Raw genomic sequence first — 276 nt, forward strand, 5'->3', positions numbered from 1 at the left:
GAAGGGTCTGGGGGTCGGACTGGCGCCCTCCGCCGTCGATGTTCAGGTGTCCCCTCGTCGACGTCCCAGTGTCCTCTCGTCGACGTCCCGGTATCTCGCCGTCGGTGCGCCGACGCTGGACGTTCTGGAGCGCGGTGTGGGGCGAGCAGCCGGGCCGTGGGTGAGTGACGCGACGGCGGCCCGGACTCCCGTCTCGACCGTCGCGTCGCACGCGTCAGGTGATGCCGACGTTGGCCGCGGCTTCGCACTTGAACGCTCGGGGGTTCGACGATGGGT

General features: G+C 70.7%; 1 protein-coding gene. It reads left to right on the forward strand.

All coding sequences use genetic code 11. The features are described from left to right. Window positions 1–46: 46 nt before the first annotated feature. Window positions 47–276, forward strand: a 230-nt coding sequence (locus SM755_RS23565) for a hypothetical protein (RefSeq protein WP_323174825.1), incomplete at its 3' end; no start/stop codon positions are given.

The sequence above is a fragment of the Natrialba sp. PRR66 genome (assembly GCF_034808065.1).
In the GTDB taxonomy this organism is placed as follows: domain Archaea; phylum Halobacteriota; class Halobacteria; order Halobacteriales; family Natrialbaceae; genus Natrialba; species Natrialba aegyptia.